The sequence below is a fragment of the Leucobacter sp. UCD-THU genome (assembly GCF_000349545.1).
GTDB classification, from domain to species: domain Bacteria; phylum Actinomycetota; class Actinomycetes; order Actinomycetales; family Microbacteriaceae; genus Leucobacter; species Leucobacter muris.
Map to the genome: position 1 here is coordinate 168,387 of NZ_KB714601.1, position 15,036 is coordinate 183,422.

At 70.7% G+C, this 15,036-nt stretch carries 18 protein-coding genes; 10 read left to right on the forward strand and 8 right to left on the reverse strand.

Translation table 11 applies throughout. From position 1 onward, the window contains the following. Nucleotides 1–23 precede the first annotated feature (23 nt). Entirely contained in the window at nt 24–665 is a 642-nt protein-coding gene (gene phoU, locus H490_RS21840) for a phosphate signaling complex protein PhoU (protein ID WP_017883575.1), read from the reverse strand. A 139-nt stretch (nt 666–804) separates the two neighbouring features. Between phoU and H490_RS21845 the strand changes: the two genes are divergently transcribed. Both H490_RS21845 and H490_RS21850 read left to right on the forward strand, forming a co-directional pair. Next, the gene (locus H490_RS21845) at nt 805–2,034 is read left to right on the forward strand and encodes a sensor histidine kinase (RefSeq protein ID WP_017883576.1); all 1,230 of its coding nucleotides are present in this window, start codon (nt 805–807) and stop codon (nt 2,032–2,034) included. Beyond that, nucleotides 2,034–2,729 (forward strand): response regulator transcription factor, encoded by a 696-nt coding sequence (locus H490_RS21850; RefSeq protein WP_017883577.1) that lies wholly within the window; start codon nt 2,034–2,036, stop codon nt 2,727–2,729. The genes H490_RS21845 and H490_RS21850 overlap by 1 nt, the downstream gene beginning before the upstream one ends. Nucleotides 2,730–3,057: 328 nt before the next feature. Here the strand turns inward: H490_RS21850 and H490_RS21855 are convergent, their stop codons facing one another. Next, nucleotides 3,058–3,639 carry a hypothetical protein gene (locus H490_RS21855; protein WP_041205263.1) on the reverse strand — a complete coding sequence of 194 codons (582 nt, stop codon included), beginning with the start codon at nt 3,637–3,639 and terminating at the stop codon, nt 3,058–3,060. A 164-nt stretch (nt 3,640–3,803) separates the two neighbouring features. Here H490_RS21855 and H490_RS21860 point away from each other — a divergent pair, with 164 nt between their 5' ends. From H490_RS21860 to ispF, 3 genes are all read left to right on the forward strand, one after another. Beyond that, the gene (locus H490_RS21860) at nt 3,804–4,289 is read left to right on the forward strand and encodes a CarD family transcriptional regulator (protein ID WP_017883579.1); all 486 of its coding nucleotides are present in this window, start codon (nt 3,804–3,806) and stop codon (nt 4,287–4,289) included. Between the two features lie 105 nt (nt 4,290–4,394). After that, entirely contained in the window at nt 4,395–5,168 is a 774-nt protein-coding gene (gene ispD / locus H490_RS33060; protein ID WP_017883580.1) for a 2-C-methyl-D-erythritol 4-phosphate cytidylyltransferase, read from the forward strand. Beyond that, on the forward strand, nt 5,165–5,692 hold the full coding sequence (gene ispF / locus H490_RS33065) for a 2-C-methyl-D-erythritol 2,4-cyclodiphosphate synthase (RefSeq protein ID WP_017883581.1): 528 nt from the start codon (nt 5,165–5,167) through the stop codon (nt 5,690–5,692). Before ispD ends, ispF begins: the two co-directional genes overlap by 4 nt. Here the strand turns inward: ispF and purM are convergent. Beyond that, nucleotides 5,680–6,789, reverse strand: coding sequence for a phosphoribosylformylglycinamidine cyclo-ligase (gene purM / locus H490_RS21875; RefSeq protein ID WP_017883582.1), 1,110 nt, complete (start codon nt 6,787–6,789; stop codon nt 5,680–5,682). The genes ispF and purM overlap by 13 nt on opposite strands. A 149-nt stretch (nt 6,790–6,938) precedes the next feature. On the opposite strand from purM, the gene purF reads away from it, so the two are divergent. Then, nucleotides 6,939–8,399, forward strand: a complete 1,461-nt coding sequence (gene purF / locus H490_RS21880) for an amidophosphoribosyltransferase (RefSeq protein ID WP_017883583.1) — start codon at nt 6,939–6,941, stop codon at nt 8,397–8,399. A gap of 329 nt (nt 8,400–8,728) precedes the next feature. Here purF and H490_RS32510 read toward each other — a convergent pair whose 3' ends face one another. The 4 genes from H490_RS32510 to H490_RS21900 form a co-directional block, all read right to left on the reverse strand. Continuing rightward, the gene (locus H490_RS32510; RefSeq protein ID WP_017883584.1) at nt 8,729–8,995 is read right to left on the reverse strand and encodes a twin-arginine translocase TatA/TatE family subunit; all 267 of its coding nucleotides are present in this window, start codon (nt 8,993–8,995) and stop codon (nt 8,729–8,731) included. 32 nt (nt 8,996–9,027) lie between these two features. After that, nucleotides 9,028–9,282 (reverse strand): twin-arginine translocase TatA/TatE family subunit, encoded by a 255-nt coding sequence (locus H490_RS21890; RefSeq protein WP_017883585.1) that lies wholly within the window; start codon nt 9,280–9,282, stop codon nt 9,028–9,030. A gap of 32 nt (nt 9,283–9,314) precedes the next feature. Further along, nucleotides 9,315–9,710, reverse strand: coding sequence for a hypothetical protein (locus tag H490_RS21895; RefSeq protein ID WP_017883586.1), 396 nt, complete (start codon nt 9,708–9,710; stop codon nt 9,315–9,317). Between the two features lie 137 nt (nt 9,711–9,847). Beyond that, a complete protein-coding gene (locus H490_RS21900) occupies nt 9,848–10,201 on the reverse strand; it encodes a sterol carrier family protein (protein WP_017883587.1) in 354 nt (117 codons plus the stop codon). Nucleotides 10,202–10,429: 228 nt separating this feature from the next. Between H490_RS21900 and purD the strand changes: the two genes are divergently transcribed. Beyond that, nucleotides 10,430–11,692, forward strand: a complete 1,263-nt coding sequence (gene purD / locus H490_RS21905) for a phosphoribosylamine--glycine ligase (RefSeq protein WP_017883588.1) — start codon at nt 10,430–10,432, stop codon at nt 11,690–11,692. A 185-nt stretch (nt 11,693–11,877) separates the two neighbouring features. On the opposite strand, the gene H490_RS21910 is transcribed toward purD, so the two are convergent. Then, on the reverse strand, nt 11,878–12,858 hold the full coding sequence (locus H490_RS21910; protein ID WP_193743392.1) for an SRPBCC family protein: 981 nt from the start codon (nt 12,856–12,858) through the stop codon (nt 11,878–11,880). A gap of 183 nt (nt 12,859–13,041) precedes the next feature. Between H490_RS21910 and H490_RS21915 the strand changes: the two genes are divergently transcribed. From H490_RS21915 to purQ, 3 genes are all read left to right on the forward strand, one after another. After that, nucleotides 13,042–13,959 (forward strand): phosphoribosylaminoimidazolesuccinocarboxamide synthase, encoded by a 918-nt coding sequence (locus H490_RS21915; RefSeq protein WP_017883590.1) that lies wholly within the window; start codon nt 13,042–13,044, stop codon nt 13,957–13,959. An 89-nt stretch (nt 13,960–14,048) separates the two neighbouring features. Next, complete coding sequence (gene purS, locus H490_RS21920) at nt 14,049–14,306, forward strand: phosphoribosylformylglycinamidine synthase subunit PurS (RefSeq protein WP_031289871.1); 258 nt, start codon at nt 14,049–14,051, stop codon at nt 14,304–14,306. Next, nucleotides 14,306–15,010 carry a phosphoribosylformylglycinamidine synthase subunit PurQ gene (gene purQ, locus H490_RS21925; RefSeq protein WP_017883592.1) on the forward strand — a complete coding sequence of 235 codons (705 nt, stop codon included), beginning with the start codon at nt 14,306–14,308 and terminating at the stop codon, nt 15,008–15,010. The genes purS and purQ overlap by 1 nt, the downstream gene beginning before the upstream one ends. Nucleotides 15,011–15,036 lie beyond the last annotated feature (26 nt).

Below are 15,036 nucleotides of genomic sequence, written 5' to 3' on the forward strand. Positions count from 1 at the left end.
CGCCGGCGGTGCGAGCGGATCGCTCAGTCGAGCGTGCCGTGCAGGAAGAACTGCACCTGCTTGGCGATGCTCACGGCGTGGTCGCCGAAGCGCTCGTGGTACCGGCTCGCGAGGGTCGCGTCGACGGCGCCCATCGGGTTGTCGGCCAGCTTGTCGCTGAGCACCTTCTCGAACACCTTGGCGTGCAGCTCGTCGAGATCGTCGTCGAGGTCCCGCACCTCCTCGATCACCCGCGGGTCCTGCGTGCCGAGCAGTTCGACGATCTTGCTCGCCATCTCGACGTCGAGCGCACCCATGCGCACGAAGATCTTCTTGAGGCCCTTCGGGATCGCGCTCTCGGGGTAGCGGTAGCGCGCGAGCTGCGCGATGTGCTGAGCGAGGTCGCCCATGCGCTCAAGGGAGGCGCTCATGCGCAGGGCGCCGACCATGAGGCGCAGGTCGGACGCGACGGGCTGCTGACGGGCCAGGATGTCGATCGTGAGCTGGTCGAGCTGGGCTGCGAGCACGTCGATCTCGTCGGCGCCGTCGAGCACCTGCTCGGCGAGGGCGACGTCGGAGTTGCCGAAGGCGGCGGTGGCGTTCTCGATCGCCGCCTCTACGAGCTCTGCGATCTTGACGAGGCGCTCCTGCACCTCGCGCAGTTCCTGCTGGAAGACCTCACGCATGCCGTTTCCTCTCTCAAATGCTGCGCCGAACGGGCACCCTCACCAGTCTGGGGCGGATCGATGAACCACGGCGCACCGGCAGGTGAACAACAGTTGAACTCTGGATCTCGCGCCGGGGGCCACCTCTACGATAAAAGACATGGACCCGACCCTGCTCGTTCTCGCTTCGACGGCACTGGGAGCCGTGGTCGGCGCGGGCGTGGCCGTCACCATCCTGGGCATGCGGAGGGCGGGCCGTCGACGCGCGGCCGAGCTGCGGCCCGAGCTCGGCGAGGTCGCCACCACGATCCTCGACGAAATCGACATGTTCGCGGTGATCCTCGACTCCTCCCTCACCCCGGTGTACGCGAACCCGATCGCCCGTCAGGAGCGCCACATCAGCGACGAGGACATCCGCGATCCCGAGTTCCTGGCCAGGGTGCGGCGGGTGATGACGACGGGTGCGCCCGACACCCACGAGCCCGATCCCACGGATCCCGCCGACACGGTGCGCATCCACATCGTGCGCATCCAGCGGCGCTTCGCGGTGGTGCTCGCCGAGGATCTGGGCGAGGAACAGCGCGTGAACGCGATGCGACGGGACTTCATCGCGAACGTGAGCCACGAGCTGAAGACCCCGATCGCCGCGATCGGTCTGCTCTCCGAGGCCGTGCAGCAGGCCGCCGACGAGCCCGAGCTGGTGCGCGGCTTCGCGAAGAGCCTCGTGAAGGAGTCGCGCAGGCTCGGCGAGCTGAGCCGCGACATCATCCAGCTCTCCGAGGCGCAGTCCACGCTGCGCCCCGAGGATCGCGAGTCGGTCTCGCTGCGCGACCTCGTGCGCGGCGAGGTCGAGTCGCACCGGGAGTTCGCGGCGCAGCACGGCATCGAGTTGGTCGTGACCGACGATTCGGAGCCGGATCGCGACGCGACGATCCTCGGCCGCCCGACCTCGCTCGGCACCGCGGTCGCGAACCTGCTGAGCAACGCGATCCGGCACTCCCCCGAGGGCAGCCGGGTGGGGGTCGGCATGGAGCTCCAGCGCCGCAGCTTCCTCGTGACCGTCACCGACCAGGGCGAGGGCATCGCGCCCGAGCACCAGCCCCGCATCTTCGAGCGCTTCTACCGCGTCGACGGCGCCCGCACCCGCGGGGAGGGCGGCACGGGTCTCGGCCTCAGCATCACCCGGCACACGATGCGCGCGCACGGCGGCGACGTCGACGTGTGGTCGCAGCCGGGCGTCGGTTCGAGCTTCACACTCACCTTCCCCCTCCACGACCCGGAGGGCTCCTCGAAGAGCTCCAAGCGGGCGAAGAAGGCGCGACGCGCGACGCGCGGATCCGCCGAGGCGGCGCAGACCGCCGCCCCCGTTCCCCAGAAAGGACACCAGTAGTGGCACAGCACATCCTGCTCGTCGAAGACGAGGAGTCGATCTCCCGCCCGCTCTCGTTCCTGCTCGAGCGGGAGGGCTACCGCGTGACGGTGGTCGACAACGGCGCCGAGGCGGTCACCGTGTTCGGCGGCGCGCACCCCGACCTGGTGCTGCTCGACCTCATGCTGCCCGGCCTGCCCGGAACCGAGGTCTGCCGGGCGATCCGCCAGACCTCGCAGGTGCCCGTCATCATGCTCACGGCGAAGGACAGCGAGATCGACATCGTCGTGGGCCTCGAGCTCGGCGCCGACGACTACATCACGAAGCCCTACTCCACTCGCGAGCTGCTCGCCCGGGTGCGGGCCGCGCTGCGTCGCTCGGGTGTGAGCGATGAGGATCGCGAGGACGACCTCGACGAGATGGTGCTCGACGAGCTGGGGATCCGCCTCGACTCCGAGCGCCACGCGGTGACCGTGCGCGGCGAGGAGATCGCCATGCCGCTGCGCGAGTTCGAGCTGCTTGAGATGCTCATGCGGCACTCCGGCCGCGTGCTGACCCGCGGGCAGCTCATCGACCGGGTCTGGGGCAGCAACTACTACGGCGACACCAAGACCCTCGACGTGCACATCAAGCGCATCCGCGCCCGCATCGAGGAGGAGCCCTCGAAACCGAAGCTCATCTCGACGGTGCGGGGCGTGGGCTACCGGTTCGGGTAGGCCGCATCCCGGCCCCGTCCGAGCGGGCGCGGCGGGTCCTCCAGCACCGATCGACGTTCAGACACCCCTCTTCCGCGAAACGAGGTGCCCGAGCGTCGATCGGTGCCGCTGAGGGAAACATCGCGGGGGGGTATTGATGCGGCCGGGGCCTCGGTGCCGCTGAGGGAGCGTCGCCGGGGGTATCGGTGCGACCGGAGCATCGGTGCGGCCGAGAGAGCATCGGCCGGAAGAGGTGACCGACGCCCCCGGGGATGGCTGGAAAGAGGCCCCTACGCAGTGCGCCTCCGGGATCGTCGGGATCCCGGGGGCGCACCGCGTGCGGCGGAGGTTACTGGGGCTGATCCTCGTCGTTCTCGCCGACGTGGGACTGCGCGGCCTCCTGCTGCTCGGCGGTCGCCTGCTCGTCGCGCTCATCGGCGGCGCCGAAGTCGGCGGGCAGCACGTAGTCGCGGTACTCGGCGAGCGTGCCGTCGAGCACGGGGATCTGGTACTCGACCTCGGGGGTGCCGGCGGCCTGGAAGTAGGCGGTGACCGTCGCGCCCGCGGAGACGCCGGGCAGCGACACGAGCACGGGAGCCTGCTCGTCGTCGGGGTTGCCGAAGCGGGTGTTGCCCGTGGGGATGTCGAACTCGGCGCTGGCGGAGGCCGAGCCCTCGGTCACGAAGTTGATGGTGAGCTGCTGCTCGCTGCCGCTGCGGTTCACGGCGCTGAACACGACATTGAAGTTCTCGCCCGTCTCATCGGCGATCAGCATGATGTTGCGCACGTCGACGTTCTGGGTCGAGATGTCACGACCATCGCTGGGGGCGTAGGGCTCGAGCGTGCCCTGGGGCGCGATCAGGCTGCATCCGGTCGCGCCGAGCGCGAGTGCCGCCGCCAGAGCGATGGACGAGGCGATCCGAATCTTCAAGAGGTCCTCCGAGCCGTGGGTCGATGACGTGCGTCGCATACCGCGATCACAGTTTGAACTCATCATAACGGTCCGCGTTCGCCTCACGCAGCTTAGGTAAGCCTAAGTCAGAGATGACGAGTGTGGTATTCTAGTGGTTGAACTGCTGTAAAGGAGCCAACTCGATGCAATTTGAGGTCGGAGAGACCGTCGTCTTCCCCCACCACGGTGCCGCCAGGATCATCGATGTCAAGAAGCGCAAGCTCGGCGGTGAAGAGAAGCTCTTCCTGAAGCTGCAGGTCGATCAGGGCGATCTCACCATCGAGGTGCCGGCCGAGAACTGCGAACTCGTCGGCGTGCGCGATGTCATCGACAAGGAAGGCCTCGAGCGGGTGTTCGAGGTGCTGCGCGCCCCCTTCACCGAAGAGCCGACCAACTGGTCGCGCCGCTACAAGGCCAACACCGAGAAGCTCGCCTCGGGCGATGTGATCAAGGTCTCCGAGGTCGTGCGCGACCTGTGGCGCCGCGATCAAGAGGTGCGCTCGCTCTCCGCCGGCGAGAAGCGCATGCTCGCGAAGGCCCGTCAGATCCTCGTCTCCGAGCTCGCGCTCGCAGAGAAGACCGACGAGGAGAAGGCCTCCGAAGTGCTCGACCAGGTGCTCGCCTCGTAGCCGCAGAGCACTCGGGGATCCGCATCCCTCACCCGTGACGCCCCGCCCAGAGCGGGGCGTCACGCGTTTGCGCCCCGTCGCGGGGCGGCCGGGTACGCTGGGGCCATGAACCCACTCGCGAACGATCTGTCCGGATCGACCCCGCACGCGCTGCCCACCCTGGGAGTCGTGCTCGTCGCCGCGGGGCGCGGCGAGCGGCTCGGAGCGGGCACCCCCAAGGCCTTCGTCGAGCTGCACGGGCGCGCACTGCTCGAATTCGGGGTCGGCGTCGTCACCTCGCTGCCCCACCTGGGGCACCTCGTGGTCGTGGCGCCCGAGTCGCACGCCGCGATCGCGCTCGACATCGTCGAGCAGGTGCTGCCCGAGGGGTCGCCGTGGGAGGTCTCGGTCGTGCCCGGCGGCCGCGAGCGCCACGAGTCGGTGCGCTTCGGCGTGGAGGCGCTCCCCGAGAGCGTCGAGACCGTGCTCGTGCACGACGCGGCCCGGCCCTTCGCGAGCGCCGAGCTCTTCGAGCGTGTGATCGCCGAGGTGCGGCGAACTGGCGACGCGGTCGTTCCCGCGCTGCCGGTGGTCGACACCATCAAGCGGGTCGATGCCGACGGGATCGTGCACGAGACCGTGGACCGCGCGCCGCTCGTGGCCGTGCAGACCCCGCAGGGCTTCGCGCGCGAGACGCTCGCCGCAGCGCACTCCACCGCGCAGCTGCAGCACGAGGCGGGCCTCCCGACCGACGATGCCGAGGTCGTGCAGCGCGCCGGCGCGCAGGTGCGCACCGTGCCGGGCGAGCAGCGCGCCCACAAGCTCACCGCACCGGCCGATCTGGCGATCCTCGAGCACTTCCTCACCGCCAATCTGCTCGGCCTGGAGTCCGAGGCATGAGCGCGGCCGAGCCGGCTGCGAACCCCGGATCCGCCGCGGCGCAGATCCGCGTGGGCACGGGGTTCGACGTGCACGCGTACGATGCAGGATCACCGCTGCGCCTCGCCGGCCTCGACTGGCCCGGCGAGAGCGGCCTGTCGGGGCACAGCGACGGCGACGCCGTCTGCCACGCCGTCGTCGACGCGCTGCTCTCGGCGGCGGGGCTCGGCGACATCGGCGGCCTCGTGGGCGTGGACCAGCCGCGCACCGAGGGCGCCGCGAGCACCGGCTTCGTGCGCCTCGCGCTCGCGCGGCTGCAGACGCACGGCTGGCGCCCGGTCAACGTGTCCGTGCAGATCGTGGGCGACCGACCGAAGTTCTCACCCAGACGCGACGAAGCCCAGCGGGTCATGAGCGAGCTCGTGGGCGCGCCCGTGAGCCTCGGCGCCACCACGACCGACCACCTCGGCTTCACCGGTCGGGGCGAGGGGCTCGCCGCGATCGCGACCGCGCTCATCGAGCGCCGCGGATCTCAGCCCGCGTAGGAGCCGACGAGGCGCACCGCTCCCCCGTCCACGCCCTTCGCGCCCTGCGCGAAGCCCTCGAAGTCGCGCGACGACGTGGAGACCGTGCCCGCCACCCAGGTGTCGAGCCCCTCGCCGGTGAGTGCCGCGGCCACCTGCGGGGCGCGATCCGCGGCCACCACCGCGAACATGCCGACGCCGAGGTTCCAGGCGCCCTCGAGCGACTCGAGCGTGTGGCCGCCCAGCTCGGCGAGGTGCCGGAAGACGGGCAGCGGCGACCACGAGGTGCGATCCACCTCGACCCAGGCGCCCCTCGGCAGCACCCGCGCCAGGTTCGCCGCGATGCCGCCGCCGGTGACGTGGCTCAGCACGTGCACGGCGCCGTCGAGCGACGGATCCTCGAGCACGCGCAGCAGGGGCGCCGTGTACAGCGCGGTGGGCGTCAGCAGGGCCTCGCCGTAACTCGCCCCCAGCTCTGCGCTGCGGTCGCCGTAGCCGATGCCGCGCTCGGCGAGGATATGGCGCACGAGCGAGAAGCCGTTGGAGTGCAGGCCGGAGGCCGCCATCGCGAGCACCACGTCGCCGTGCTGCACGAGCGAGGGCTGCAGCATGCGGTCGGCCTCGACCACACCCGTCGCGGCGCCCGCCACGTCATAGTCGTCGGGCCCGAGCAGGCCGGGGTGCTCGGCGGTCTCACCGCCGACCAGCGCGGTGCCGGTGGCCTCGCAGGCCTCCGCGATGCCGCGCACGATGTCGGCGATGCGCTCGGGCACCACCTTGCCGCACGCGATGTAGTCGGTCATGAAGAGCGGCTTCGCCCCGACCACCACGATGTCGTCGACGACCATGGCCACGAGATCCTGACCGATGGTGTCGTGCTTGTCGATGGCCTGCGCGATCGCGACCTTCGTGCCCACGCCGTCGGTCGACGAGGCGAGCAGCGGGCGCTTGTAGCCGAGCAGCGCACTCGCGTCGAACATGCCGGCGAAACCGCCGACGCCCCCCAGCACCTCGGGGCCGTGGGTGCGGCCGACCGCCGACTTCATCAGTTCGACGGCGAGGTCGCCCGCCGCGGTATCGACTCCGGACTGGGCATAGATCGACGCGTTTTCGCTCACCCCACCAGCGTACCGTGCCGAACCGGGCGCGCCGGCGGCGAGTGCACGGCCCCGGGCGCAGGCGATCCCCCGCACCCAGCGGCGTGTGGGACACTAGAGCGTGCGTCTGTCTGACGCCCCATCGCATCCCAGGGAGCATTCACACCAGCATGTGCGGCATCGTCGGTATCGTCTCGCAAGAACCGGTCAACCAGCAGGTCTACGACAGCCTCCTCCTCCTGCAGCACCGCGGCCAGGACTCGACGGGCATCGCCACGCTCGACGGCGACTTCTTCCACGTCGTCAAAGCCAAGGGCCAGGTGCGCGAGGCCTACCGCACGCGCGACATGCGCACCCTGAAGGGCAACGTCGGCCTCGGCCACGTGCGCTATGCGACCCGCGGCTCGGCCGCCGCCGAAGAAGAGGCGCAGCCCTTCTACGTGGGCGCCCCCTACGGCATCATCCTGGTGCACAACGGCAACCTCACGAACACGCGCGAGCTCACCGCCGAGCTCTACAACGTCGACCGCCGCCACCTCAACACGCACTCCGACACCGAGCTGCTGCTCAACGTGCTCGCGAACGAGCTGCAGGCCGGGATCACCGGCCTCTCGCTCGACAAGGATCAGGTCTTCGAGGCCGTCTCCCGCGTGCACGAGCGGGTCGAGGGATCCTACGCCACCATCGCGCTCATCGCCGGCTACGGCCTGCTCGCCTTCCGCGATCCCCACGGCATCCGCCCTCTCGTGCTCGGCCGCCGCACCGCCGAGAACGGCGCCGACGAGTGGGTCGTCGCCTCGGAGTCGCTCGTGCTCGAGTCGGGCGGCTACGAGATCGTGCGCGACGTCGAGCCCGGCGAGGCGATCCTCATCTCCCCCGACGGCTGGATGTATTCGCAGCAGTGCGCGAAGACCACCCGCCTCGTGCCCTGCGCGTTCGAGTACATCTACCTCGCCCGCCCCGACTCGGTGCTCGACGGCATCGCCGTCTACGACGCCCGGCTGCGGCTCGGCGACGTGCTCGCCGAGGAGATCGCCGAGCAGCTGCCCGACGTCGACATCGACGTGGTCATGCCGATCCCCGATTCCGCCCGTCCGAGCGCGATGCAGGTGGCGCAGAAGCTCGGCATCGAGTACCGCGAGGGCTTCTTCAAGAACCGCTACGTGGGCCGCACCTTCATCATGCCCGGACAGGCGGTGCGCAAGAAGAGCGTGCGTCAGAAGCTCAACGCCATGAGCGTCGAGTTCAAGGGCAAGAACGTGCTGATCGTCGACGACTCGATCGTGCGCGGCACCACCTCGCGCGAGATCGTCGAGATGGCGCGCGCCGCGGGTGCGAAGTCGGTCGTCTTCGCCTCGGCGGCTCCCCCCGTGGTGTTCCCGCACGTCTACGGCATCAACATGCCGTCGCGCGGCGAGCTGATCGCGCACGGCCGCACCTCCGAGGAGATCGCCGCCGAGCTGGGCGCCGACCACCTCATCTACATGAGCGTCGAGGGCATGAACCGCGCCATCATGCAGGGTCAGGATCGCGTCACCGAGCTCGAGCAGAGCTGCTTCACCGGCGAGTACATCGCCGGCAGCGTCGACGCCGAGTACCTGGCGTGGGTCGAGGCGACGCAGGAGAGCTAGGGCCCAGCCCGGCGCCGATCGCACGAGCGCGGCCGACGCCGTCGCCGCGCAGGGATCCGTCTCGAGCGGATCGCCGGGCGGAGCGACGGGCTGAGGTGCGGGGAGGCGCCACGGGCTGAAGCGACGGGGACGACAGAGGCGGGCGCCGCGCTTCTCGCGCGGCGCCCTTTTCGAAGACCTTTTTGCAGGGCGTCGTCGAGCCAGGCGAGCGCCTCGTCGAACTCCTTGTCGCCCCAATCGCCGGAGGGGTCGTAGCCGAGGCCTGCGAGCACNGGCACTGGGCCAAAACAGTTTCGAAAAGGGTGAGGGCTCTGTCGTCGGTGAGAGCTCTAGGGCCTGTCGCCGGGGGTCGGATCGTCGCCGGGATCGCGGGGCTCGGTGCGGGGAGTCTCGTTCTTCGGCGCCTCGGGCGCGGCACCGGCGGGGCCGTTGCCCTTCGCGGTCGCGTCCGCGTCGTCGTTGCGCACCTCTTTCTTGAGGATGCGCATCGACTGTCCCAGGCTCTTCGCCAGGCCCGGCAGCTTCGGCGCGCCGAAGAGCAGCAGCACGATGAAGAGGATGACCACCAGTGTGGGGCCGTTGAGGTTACCGAGCATGCGGGAGCACTCCGATCGTCAGGGTCAGATCATTATGGCACGTCGGGGCGCGGCGGCTGCGGTGCGGCCTCCTGCGCGACGGGGGCGGCGGAGACCGCCGGAGCCGCCGCGGGGCGATCCTGAGCAGCCGCCTCCGTCGTGTCGGGATCGCTGCTCACCTCTTTCTTGAGGATGCGCATCGACTGCCCCAGGCTCTTCGCCAGCCCCGGCAACTTCGGCGCACCGAAGAGCAGCAGCACGATGAAGAGGATGACGACGAGGTGCGCTCCACCCAGGTTTCCTAGCATCGGGTGAACTCCGTTCGTGAGTGATGGGCCGATTATCGCACGTCGCGCTGAATGGCGATGCCGACGCCGCTGCCGCGCTTCGCGAGGAATCCGAGCACGAGCGAGAAGAGGCCGCCGACGCCCAGGCCGATCGCGGCGCCGATGATCGCGCTGAAGCCGATCACCTGGCCCATCGTGTACTCGGCGCCCTCGGGGATGGGGAAGAGCAGGCAGGCCAGCATGGCCACGATCGCCCCCAGGGCGGCGGCTCCCACGAGCACCCGGCCGTAGCGCACGGTGCGCTGCAGAGTGACCTCGTGCTCGGTCTCCTCGATCACGGGCACGGGCTCTGCGAGGGCCTCTTCGATCGCCTGCTGTGCGGAGATCTCGGCTTCGGGTTCGACGGCGGCGCGCTGCGGCTGCTCGCTCGCGGCATCGGGATTACTCATGCCTCCATTGTCGCAGCCGGCGACTGAGCGTCACCTCCGCTCGGCGTGCGAGACCGCCGAGTGCGCGCCTTCGCGTCGGGGCACGGGCGCTCGGCGGCGTGGGGCTCTCGGCGCTCCGCTCAAGCGGCTCGGGGCGCTCAGGCGAGCGGCAGCAGGCCGTGGAGATCGGCTCGGGATCCGGAGGCGACGACGCGCGAATCGGCGAGCGCGGTCTCCCAGTCGAGTTCGCCCGTCGCGAGCGCGATCCAGGTCGCCGGATCGGTCTCGATCACGTTGGGAGGGGTGCCCCGCGTGTGCCGGGGGCCCGCGACGCACTGGGTCGCTCCGAAGGGGGGCACGCGCACCTCGACCGAGTTGCCCGGGGCGCGCTCGGCGAGCTCCTCGAGCAGGTATCGCACGGCGGTCGCGAGCACGGTCCGGCCGGTCTCGCCCTTCCGCGCCGCGGCGAGCGCAGCGCGCCCGTCCTCGATCGCCACCTTCCGCTTCGCCACGTGATCCACTGTACCGCCGCCCCTCGCGCGTCCGGGTCCCGAGCCGAACCCGGAGCCTCGAACGGCGGCGCCTCGGCGACCGCTCTCGCGCGAAGCACCGATCGACGTTCACGCACCGAGAAGCAGCGGATCGAGGTGCCTGAGCGTCGATCGGTGCGCGAGAGCCGGGAAGGAAGCTCGAACGCGTGCGCGCAGAGCCCCGGATCGCCGCCCCACTATCCTGGAACGGTGAAGATTCTCGTCCTGGGGCCGGGTGCCCGCGAACACGCCATCGTCCTCGCCCTCCGCTCGGAGTCCGCCGATCACGAGATCGTCTGCGCCCCCGGCAACGCCGGCATCGCGGCGAGCGGCGTCGAGACCCCCGCACTGGCCTACACCGATCCCGAGGCGGTGGCCGCGTTCGTGCGCGAGCGCGGCTTCGATCTCGTGGTGGTGGGGCCCGAGGCCCCGCTGGTCGCGGGTGTGGCTGACCCGCTGCGCGCGGCCGGTGTGCCCGTGTTCGGGCCGGATCGGGCCGCCGCGCAGCTCGAGGGATCGAAGGCGTTCGCCAAGCGCATCATGGATGCCGCCGAGGTGCCCACGGGTCGCGCGGTGCGCGTCTCATCCGCCGATGAGGCGGGGGCCGTGCTCGACGAGTTCGGCGCCCCGTACGTGGTGAAGGCCGACGGCCTGGCCGCGGGCAAGGGTGTGCTGGTGACCGAGGATCGGGCGGCGGCGCTCGACCACGTGGCGACCTGGGCACCGCACGGCGACGTGCTGATCGAGGAGTTCCTCGACGGCCAAGAGGTGTCGCTCTTCTTCTTCGCCGACGGGCACGACGTGCTGCCGCTGACCCCCGCCCAGGACTACAAGCGCATCTTCGACGGCGACGAGGGCCCGAACACGGGCGGCATGGGCGCCTACTCGCCGCTGCCGTGGCTGCCGGGCGGCGTCGACGCCTTCGTCGAGGAGATCACCCGCACGGTCGCGCTGCCGACCGTGCGCCGGCTCGAGGCCGAGGGCACGCCCTTCACGGGTCTGCTCTACTGCGGGCTCATCGTGACCTCGAAGGGCGTGCGCGTCATCGAGTTCAACGCGCGCTTCGGCGATCCCGAAACCCAGGTGGTGCTCGCGCGCCTCGAGTCGCCCCTCAGCCGCTACCTGCTGGCTTCGGCGCGGGGCGAGCTCGCCTCGCAGCCCGCTCCCGAGTTCTCGGACGAGCCGGCCGTGATCGTCGTCGTCGCGAGCGAGGGCTACCCGGGTGAGGTCGTCACGGGACGCGAGATTACCGGCATCGAGGCCGCCGAGCGGCTCGCCGGGGTGCACGTGGTGCACGCCGCCACCGAGCGCGACGCCGAGGGGCGCTGGATCTCGACCGGCGGTCGTGTGCTCGGGGTGGTCGCCCGCGGCGCCGACTTCGGAGAGGCCCGGTCCCGCGCCTACGACGCCGTGGGGCGCATCGGTCTCGAGGGATCGCAGCACCGCACCGACATCGCGGCGCGCGTCGCCTAGGCGTCCCGCACGTCCTCGCCTCCCGCGAGGCGCTGCAGCACGAACGGCGCCCGCGCTCCGCGGATACGAGGGGTGCGGGCGCCGTCGTGTCGACGGCCCTTCTGGAAGACCGTTGATCGGAGACCGCTGATCAGAGACCTCGACTCAGCGCCCCCGACTCAACGCCCTCGCATGAGAGGCCCGGGTCAGAGGCCCCGGATCAGCGCGTCGAAGTCGGGGTCGCCCGTGAAGCCGGCGTCGTCGGTCTCGCGCCGACGGCCGGCCGGCTTCTGCTCGGCCGCGTCGGCAGCCTCTGCGTCGGCAGCCTCTGCGTCGGCGGCCTCTGCGTCGCCGCTCGCGTCGCGCTCGCCGGTTCCGCTCGCGCCGGCCGCTTCGTCGGAGTCGGCGGAGTCGTGCGCGGCCGCGAAACCTTGCACAGTCGCGGATCCTTGCGGGTCTTCGGCGTCGGGTGCAGCGTCGGGCGCGATCACGGGCACGACCCCTGTGTCGAGCTCGAGGTGCTCGCCGAGCTGCGGCTCGGCGTCGACCTCGATGGAGATCTCGGTCTCGACCTCGACGACCTCGCCGTCGATCTCCTCGGGCGCGAGCTCGATCGCCCCTGCAGGGGCCCCGCCGGTCTCGAGCGGCAGCCGCTCGACGGGCACCGTCTCATCGTTCGTCTCGGGCTCGACCGCGCCGGGGGCCTCGGCTGCAGCGCCCGGCTCCTCGGCCTCGTCGGACGGTCGCGGCTCGGGCTGCGGCGCCTCACCGGCGGCGATGGTGCCGGCGGCCACGGCGGCGTCGATGGCCTTCGACAGCGCGGCGAGCAGCACCTCCCAGCCCTGCTGCGAGGCGGCGGCGCGCTCGGCGGGGGCGGGCAGCGCGTCGAAGCCGGTCTCGGTGACGGTGACGCCCGTCTCGCTTCCCTGCGTGCGCAGCGTCAGCAGCACGGCGGTGTCGCGCAGGTCGCCGGCCTCGCGCCACGTGAACCCGATCGCGTGACCCTCGACCCAGACGTCGACCTGACCGGAGGCGTCGCGGCTCACCGTGGCGTCTCCGGAGCCCTCGCTCCAGCGCTCGGCGATCTCACCGCCGATGCGCGGCTCCAACTGCAGTTCGGGCCACCACTCGGCCCTCCTTCCGGGGTCGCTCACGTACGACCATACGCCGGCACGCGCGGCTCTCATCCGACTCCGCGCCACGACCGGTCCCAGCGGGATCATGTTTCTCCTCAGCGTCGCTCACCGGGTCGATATCTCCCTCGTGCCCGGCTCCCGGCGAGCACAGGGCACGGAGATTCCCCTCACTAGGAAGAGTAGTCCCACCCGCTGACAACGAGGTCTCATTCCGGTGGCAATTCGCGTGGAAGAATGGGATTCGTGACCGAACTCGCCTCGCCTCAGCAGCTCACCGGTTGGAAGCACGTCTACTCCGGGAAGGTGCGCGACCTCTACGTTCCCGCCGACGGCTCCGACGATTATCTGCTCGTCGTCGCGAGCAACCGCGTGAGCGCGTTCGACCACGTGCTGGAGCCGCCGATCCCGGGCAAGGGCGCACTGCTCACCGCCCTCTCGAACTGGTGGTTCGAGCGCATCGATCTGCCCAACCATCTGGCGGGGCCGGGGGCGCCCGCGATTCCCGACGAGGTCGCGGATCGCGCCGTCGTGACCCGCCGCCTCGAGATGCACCCGATCGAGTGCGTCGTGCGCGGGGCGCTCACCGGATCGGGCTTCGCGGAGTACCGTCGCACGGGCGCGGTCTGCGGGATCGAGCTGCCCGCCGGCATCGAAGACGGCGACCTGCTCGACACCCCCATCTACACACCTGCGTACAAGGCGCCGCTCGGCGAGCACGACGAGAACATCACCTACGAGCAGAGCGTCGAGCTGGTCGGCGAGGAGGCCGCCGCGGCCCTGCGCGACGCCTCGCTGCGCATCTTCACGGCGGCGCGGGATCTCGCCGCCGAGCGGGGGGTGGTGCTCGCCGACACGAAGTTCGAGTTCGGCCGCGACCCCCGCGCCGAGGGCGCCGCCGAGCTGGTGCTCGCCGACGAGGTGCTCACGAGCGACTCCTCCCGTTACTGGGACGCCGCGGCCTATTCCGACGAGCGGAAGCCGAGGAGGGATCGCCTCGCCTCGTTCGACAAGCAGATCGTGCGCGACTGGCTCGCCGCCAACTGGGACCGCACGGGCGAGCCGCCCGCGCTGCCCGCCGAGATCGTGTCGCGCACCTACGACCGCTACGCGGAGCTCTACACCCGCCTCACCGGCGCACCCGCCCGCTCCTGATTCCCCGCGGTTCGGCGTCCTGCGAATCGGGTCGCGGCTGCGGGTAGACTGGTGCTCGACTTCTGTGTTCTCGAGTTGGAGGCTCTCTAGTGCCCACGATTGTTGTTGATGTCATGCCGAAGGCCGAACTGCTCGACCCGCAGGGCAAGGCGACCACGGGGGCGCTCGCCCGCCTCGGCCACGACAAGTTCGAGAACGTGCGCATCGGCAAGCGCTTCGAGTTCACCGTCGACGGCGAGGTGACCGACGCCGTGCTGGCCGAGGTGCGCCAGGTCGCCGACGAGATCCTCTCGAACTCGGTCATCGAAGACGTCGTCGCGATCAGCGTCGACGGCGAGGCTCGCTGATGACCACCCGCATCGGCGTCGTCACCTTCCCCGGCTCGCTCGACGACCGCGACGCGCAGCGCGCGATCCGGCTCGTCGACGCCGAGCCCGTCGAGCTCTGGCACGCCGACCACGATCTGCAGGGCGTCGACGCGATCGTGCTGCCCGGCGGTTTCAGCTACGGCGACTACCTGCGCCCCGGCGCCATCGCGGCGGTCTCCCCCATCATGACCGAGGTCGTCGAGGCGGCGCGCAAGGGCATGCCCGTGCTCGGCATCTGCAACGGCTTCCAGGTGCTGGTCGAGTCGCACCTGCTTCCCGGCGGGCTGATCCGCAACGCCCACCAGCAGTTCATCCGCCGCGATCAGCGGCTCGTGGTCGAGAACGCCGACACCGCCTGGACCAACCGCTTCGAGCAGGGCGAGGAGATCGTGATCCCGCTCAAGAACGGCGACGGCGGTTTCATCGCCGACGACGAGACCCTGAAACGTCTCGAAGGCGAGGGGCTCGTCGCCTTCCGCTACGCGGGCGTCAACCCGAACGGGTCGCTCGACGACATCGCGGGTCTCACGAACGAGCGCGGCAACGTGGTCGGCCTCATGCCGCACCCCGAGCACGCGGTCGAGCCCGGTTTCGGCCCCGACATGACCGATGCCATGCGCTCCGGCGTCGACGGGCTGCGCTTCTTCGAGAGCGCCATCGCGGCGCTCGCGACGCGGGTGTAGTGCGTACGCGAAGCGTTCGAGCACGC